The organism is Rhodobaculum claviforme, from assembly GCF_016653255.1.
GTDB lineage: Bacteria > Pseudomonadota > Alphaproteobacteria > Rhodobacterales > Rhodobacteraceae > Rhodobaculum > Rhodobaculum claviforme.
In genome coordinates this window covers 1-5368 of the sequence record NZ_NHSD01000093.1, presented here as the reverse complement: position 1 = coordinate 5368, position 5368 = coordinate 1, and the positions used below count along the sequence as shown (strand labels likewise).

Here is a 5368-nt window from a genome sequence, read left to right as displayed (position 1 = left end):
CCCGATCCGGCGGCGCCCCGCCCGCCGGCCCGTCTCGGCCCGGGCGGGGCGCCGCCGGATCGGGCGCAGCGGGTGCGTGGCCTGCCCGCAGGTCGCGCGCATGGTTGTGTTTCGGGCGTGGGGGGATACGTTCAGGGGATGAGCAATGCGCAGATGCCCCCGTGGCTGGACCCCGCCGACGCCGCCGCCGTGACCGAGGGACGGCTTGATGATCCGTTTGCCGTGCTGGGGCCGCATCACCGCGGCGTGTCCGGCAGGCTGGTCGCCTTTGACCCCCACGCCGACTCGTTGAGGGCTGACGACCTGGCCCTGGCACCGGTGCCCGGTCATCCGGGACTGTTCGCCGGAGAGGTGGCGCCGGGTGCGGCGTATCGCCTGCACGGGCGCGGGGCGGGGGGCGACTGGAGCTATGACGATCCGTTCCGCTTTGGTCCCGTTCTGGGCGAGATCGATGAATATCTGCTGGGCGAGGGCACCCACGGGCGGCTGTGGCGGGCGCTGGGCGCGCATGTGATGATGCATGACGGGGTGGCGGGCACGCATTTCGCGGTCTGGGCGCCCAATGCCCGCCGTGTCAGCGTGGTGGGTGATTTCAACGCCTGGGACGGGCGGCGTGCACCGATGCGCCGGCGCGGGGCCACCGGCGTGTGGGAGATCTTCCTGCCCGGGGTGGGCGAGGGGGCGGCCTACAAATACGAGATTCTGGGCGTGGACGGACGCCGCGTGCCGCTGAAGGCCGATCCGGTGGGCTTTGGCGCCCAGCACCCGCCCGAGACGGCCTCCATCGTGCGCGACATCACCGGCTACGGCTGGAAGGACGCGGCCTGGATGGAGACCCGCGCGGGCTGCAATGCGCGCACCGCGCCGGTGTCGATCTACGAGGTGCATCTGGGCTCCTGGCGGCGGCGGGCGGCGGAGGGCAACCGTCCGCTGTCCTATGTGGAGCTTGCTGAAGAACTGGTTACCTATGCCGCCGACCTCGGGTTCACCCATCTGGAGCTGATGCCGATCAGCGAGCATCCCTTCGACGGCTCCTGGGGCTATCAGCCGGTGGGGCTGTTTGCCCCCACCATCCGCCACGGCCCCCCGCACGAGTTCCGCGACCTGGTGGACGCCGCGCACCGGGCGGGCCTGGGCGTGATCCTGGACTGGGTGCCGGGGCATTTTCCGGTGGACGACCACGGGCTGGGGCGGTTCGACGGCACGCATCTTTATGAACACGCCGACCCGCGCGAGGGGTATCACCCCGACTGGAACACGCTGATCTACAACTTCGGCCGGGCGGAGGTGGCGAATTTCCTGACCTCCAACGCGCTGTACTGGCTGGAGGAATTCCACGTCGACGGGCTGCGGGTGGATGCCGTGGCCTCCATGCTCTACCGCGATTATTCGCGCAAGGACGGCGAGTGGGTGCCCAACATCCACGGCGGGCGCGAGAACCTGGAGGCGATCGCGCTGCTGCGCCGGGTCAACACCACCGTCTATGGCGCGGTGCCCGGCATCCTGACGGCCGCCGAGGAGAGCACGAGCTTTCCCGGCGTCTCGCAGCCCGTCGATGCGGGCGGCCTGGGCTTTGGCTACAAGTGGAACATGGGGTGGATGAACGATACCCTGCGGTACATGCAGACCGAGCCGATCCACCGCCGCTGGCACCACGACAAGATGACCTTCGGCCTCGTCTATGCGTTCTCGGAGAATTTCATCCTGCCGATCAGCCATGACGAGGTGGTGCACGGCAAGGGCTCCATGCTGGGCAAGATGCCGGGCGGGGAAGCGGAGAAGTTCGCGCATCTGCGGGCCTACTATGGCTTCATGTGGGGCCACCCGGGCAAGAAGCTGCTGTTCATGGGGCAGGAGTTCGCGCAGCCCGCCGAATGGAACCACGGCGCGCAGCTTGATTGGGCCGCGGCCGCGCGGGCGCCGCATGCGGGCGTGGCGCGGCTGGTGCGCGATCTCAATACGCTGTACCGGGGGGTGCCCGCATTGCACGTCCGCGACGCCGAGGCCGAGGGCTTTGCCTGGCTGGAGGTCGACGCGGCGGCGGAATCGGTGCTGGCCTGGGCGCGCTTTGGCGGGCCCGACGATCCGCCGGTGGCGGTGGCGGTGAACTTCACCCCCGTCGCGCGGCCCGACTGGCGGCTGGGCCTGCCGCGCGCGGGACGCTGGCGCGAGGTGCTGAACACGGATGCGGGGATTTACGGTGGGCAGGATCGGGGCAACATGGGGGGCGTGACCGCGATGGCCGAGGCGCACAACGGCCAGCCCGCGTCGGCGCGGGTGATGCTGCCGCCGCTGTCGGCGGTGTTCTTCGTGCATGACGGGGGGGAATGATGGGCCGGCAGATGTCCGCAGGCCGGGTGCCCGAGCGGTTGTCGCGCCGGGCCATGGCCTTCGTGCTGGCCGGCGGGCGCGGCTCGCGACTGCATGAGCTGACGGACCGGCGCGCGAAGCCTGCGGTGCACTTCGGCGGCAAGGCGCGGATCATCGATTTCGCGCTGTCGAACGCGCTGAACTCCGGCATCCGCAAGATGGCCATCGCCACGCAGTACAAGGCGCACAGCCTGATCCGCCACTGCCAGCGCGGCTGGAACTTCTTCCGCGCCGAGCGCAACGAATACCTCGACATCCTGCCCGCCAGCCAGCGCGTGGACGAGGTGCACTGGTACCAGGGCACCGCCGACGCGGTGTTTCAGAATATCGACATCATCGACAGCTATGGCGTGGATCATGTGGTGATCCTGGCGGGCGATCATGTCTACAAGATGGATTACGAGGCGATGCTGCGCCACCACGTCGAGGCCGGCGCGGATGTCACCGTGGCCTGCCTGACGGTGCCGCGGGCGGACGCCTCGGGGTTTGGCGTGATGGCCGTGGACGGCGCCGGGCGCATCACCGAGTTCATGGAGAAGCCCGCCGATCCACCGGGCCTGCCGGACGACCCCGCGCAATCGCTGGCGTCGATGGGGATCTATGTCTTCGACTGGCCGCTGTTGCGCCGGCTTTTGCAGCAGGACGCGGCCGATCCGCAGTCGCACCGCGATTTCGGGCGCGACCTGATCCCGGCGCTGGTGCGCGGGGGCCGGGCCGTCGCGCACCGGTTCGAGGACAGCTGCGTGCGCGCACGGCCCGATGCACCGGCGTACTGGCGCGACGTGGGCACGCTGGATGCGTTCTGGCAGGCCAACATCGACCTGACCGATTTTGATCCCGAACTCGACCTTTATGACACCAACTGGCCGATCTGGACCTATGCCGAGGCGGTGCCGCCCGCCAAGTTCATCCACGACGAGGAGGCCCGGCGCGGGCTCGCGGTCTCCAGTCTCGTGTGCGGGGGCTGCATCATCTCGGGCACCGAGGTGCGCCGGTCGTTGCTGTTCACCGGGGTGCGCACCAATTCCTATGCCGCGCTGGAACAGGCGGTGGTCCTGCCGGAGGCGCAGATCGGGCGCCATGCGCGGCTGCGTCGGGTGGTCGTGGACCGTGGGGTCAACGTGCCCGCCGGTCTTGTCGTGGGCGAGGACCCGGAGGAAGACGCGCGCTGGTTTCGCGTGACGCCCGGTGGTGTGACGCTGATCACCCAGCCGATGCTGGACCGGCGGGCGGGCGCGTGATGCGGGGGCTGCGCGCGGCCGGGCGCCGCCCGAGGCACGCCACGGCGCCGGATTTGCCCCCGCGGCGGCCCCGGACAGCGCGCTGTCGGGCGCAGCACATGGCAACGCGCGGCCCGCGGGTCTGGCGCGGGATGCGCGCGCCGGGCCGCGCCGGGGCGCAGGCGCCCGCAGCGAGGATGGCCGTCACGGCCGGGTGCGGGATCGCCGCCCCGGTGACGGCCGGACCGGGGGGGCGGTGATGCGCGCTGTGCTGGCGGTCGCGTCCGAATGTGCGCCACTGATCAAGACCGGCGGGCTGGCGGATGTGGTCGGCGCCCTGCCGGCGGCGCTGGCGCCGCTCGGCTGGGGGGTGCGGGTGCTCCTGCCGGGGTATCCGGCGGTTCTGCGCGCGCTGGCGCAGGGCGGGCCGGCCGGCGCCACGGCCGACGGCCCCGACGCCGTCGCCCGCGAGGGCGCTCTGTACGATGTCGTCGCCCGCGAGGACGATCTGTACGGCGGCCCGGCGCGGGTGCTGGCGGCCCGGGTGGGCGCACTCGATCTTCTGGTTCTGGACGCGCCGCATCTGTTCGACCGCCCCGGCACCCCGTATCTGGACGCCGAGGGGCGCGACTGGGCCGACAACGACCTGCGCTTTGCCGGGCTGTCGTGGATGGCCGCGCGCATCGCCGCCGGCGCGATGGAGGGCTGGAGGCCCGAGGTCGTGCACCTGCACGACTGGCAGGCCGCCCTTGCGGCCGTCTATGCGCGCGAGATGGGCGCGCGCGCGGGCACGCTGATGACGGTGCACAACATCGCCTTCCACGGGCTGGCGCCGGGGGCCCGGCGCGGCGCGCTGCGCCTGCCCGAGGCGGGTTTCCACCCCGGCGGTTACGAATTCTTCGGCCATGTCAGCGCGTTGAAGGCGGGGCTGGTGTGGGCGGACCGGATCTCCACCGTGTCCCCGACCTATGCGCATGAACTCACCAGCCCGGATTTCGGCATGGGGCTGGATGGCGTGATCCGGGCGCGCGCCGATGTGCTGACGGGGATCCTCAACGGTGTGGACACCGAGGTCTGGGACCCCGCCACCGACCCCCATATCCGCCCCTTCCGCACCGCGCGCGGCAAGGCCGCGAACCGTGCGCGCCTGCTGTCGGCCTTCGGGCTGGAGGATGGCCCCGGCCCGCTGTGCATCGTGGTGTCGCGGCTGACGGAACAGAAGGGGCTGGACCTGCTGCTGGAGGCGCTTCCGGCGCTGACGGGGCGGGGCGGGCGCCTGGCGCTGCTGGGCACCGGAGAGCGGGCGCTGGAAAACGCGTGGCTGTCGGTCGCCGGGCGCAACCGGTCGGTGGCCGTGCGCATCGGCTATGACGAAACCCTGGCCCACCGGATGTTCGCGGGCGCCGATGCGGTGCTGGTCCCGTCACGGTTCGAGCCGTGCGGCCTGACGCAGATGTACGGCCTGCGGTATGGCGCGATCCCGGTGGTGGGCATGACCGGGGGGCTGGCCGATACGGTGATCCACGCCTCCGAGGCGGCGCTGCGCGCGGGCGTCGCCACCGGGTTGCAGGTGTTTCCCATCGATGCCCACGCCCTGGCGCATGCGCTGGCGCGGCTGTGCGATCTGCACGCCCGGCCCGACATCTGGGCCCGGTTGCAGCGCAACGCCATGCGCAGCCCCGTGGGCTGGGACGCCTCGGCGCCCCGCTACGCCGCCCTTTATGATGACCTGGCCGCCGGGGCATGACCCCCGCCGCCGCCCCGCACGAGGTACCCCC

3 protein-coding genes are annotated in these 5368 nt (G+C 71.5%); all 3 read left to right on the top strand.

The genetic code is table 11. The annotated features are described in order from the left end of the window. The first annotated feature begins 138 nt into the window (after nucleotides 1-138). The 3 genes from glgB to glgA all read left to right on the top strand — a co-directional run bounded on the left by glgB (nucleotide 139) and on the right by glgA (nucleotide 5337). Nucleotides 139-2331, top strand: a complete 2193-nt coding sequence (gene glgB / locus CCR87_RS01695; protein ID WP_201155596.1) for a 1,4-alpha-glucan branching protein GlgB — start codon at nucleotides 139-141, stop codon at nucleotides 2329-2331. Further along, nucleotides 2331-3611: a glucose-1-phosphate adenylyltransferase gene (gene glgC / locus CCR87_RS01690; RefSeq protein WP_274609740.1), complete on the top strand. Its 1281-nt coding sequence runs from the start codon at nucleotides 2331-2333 to the stop codon at nucleotides 3609-3611. Before glgB ends, glgC begins: the two co-directional genes overlap by 1 nt. 238 nt (nucleotides 3612-3849) lie before the next feature. Next, the gene (gene glgA / locus CCR87_RS01685) at nucleotides 3850-5337 is read left to right on the top strand and encodes a glycogen synthase GlgA (RefSeq protein WP_201155595.1); all 1488 of its coding nucleotides are present in this window, start codon (nucleotides 3850-3852) and stop codon (nucleotides 5335-5337) included. Nucleotides 5338-5368: the final 31 nt, after the last annotated feature.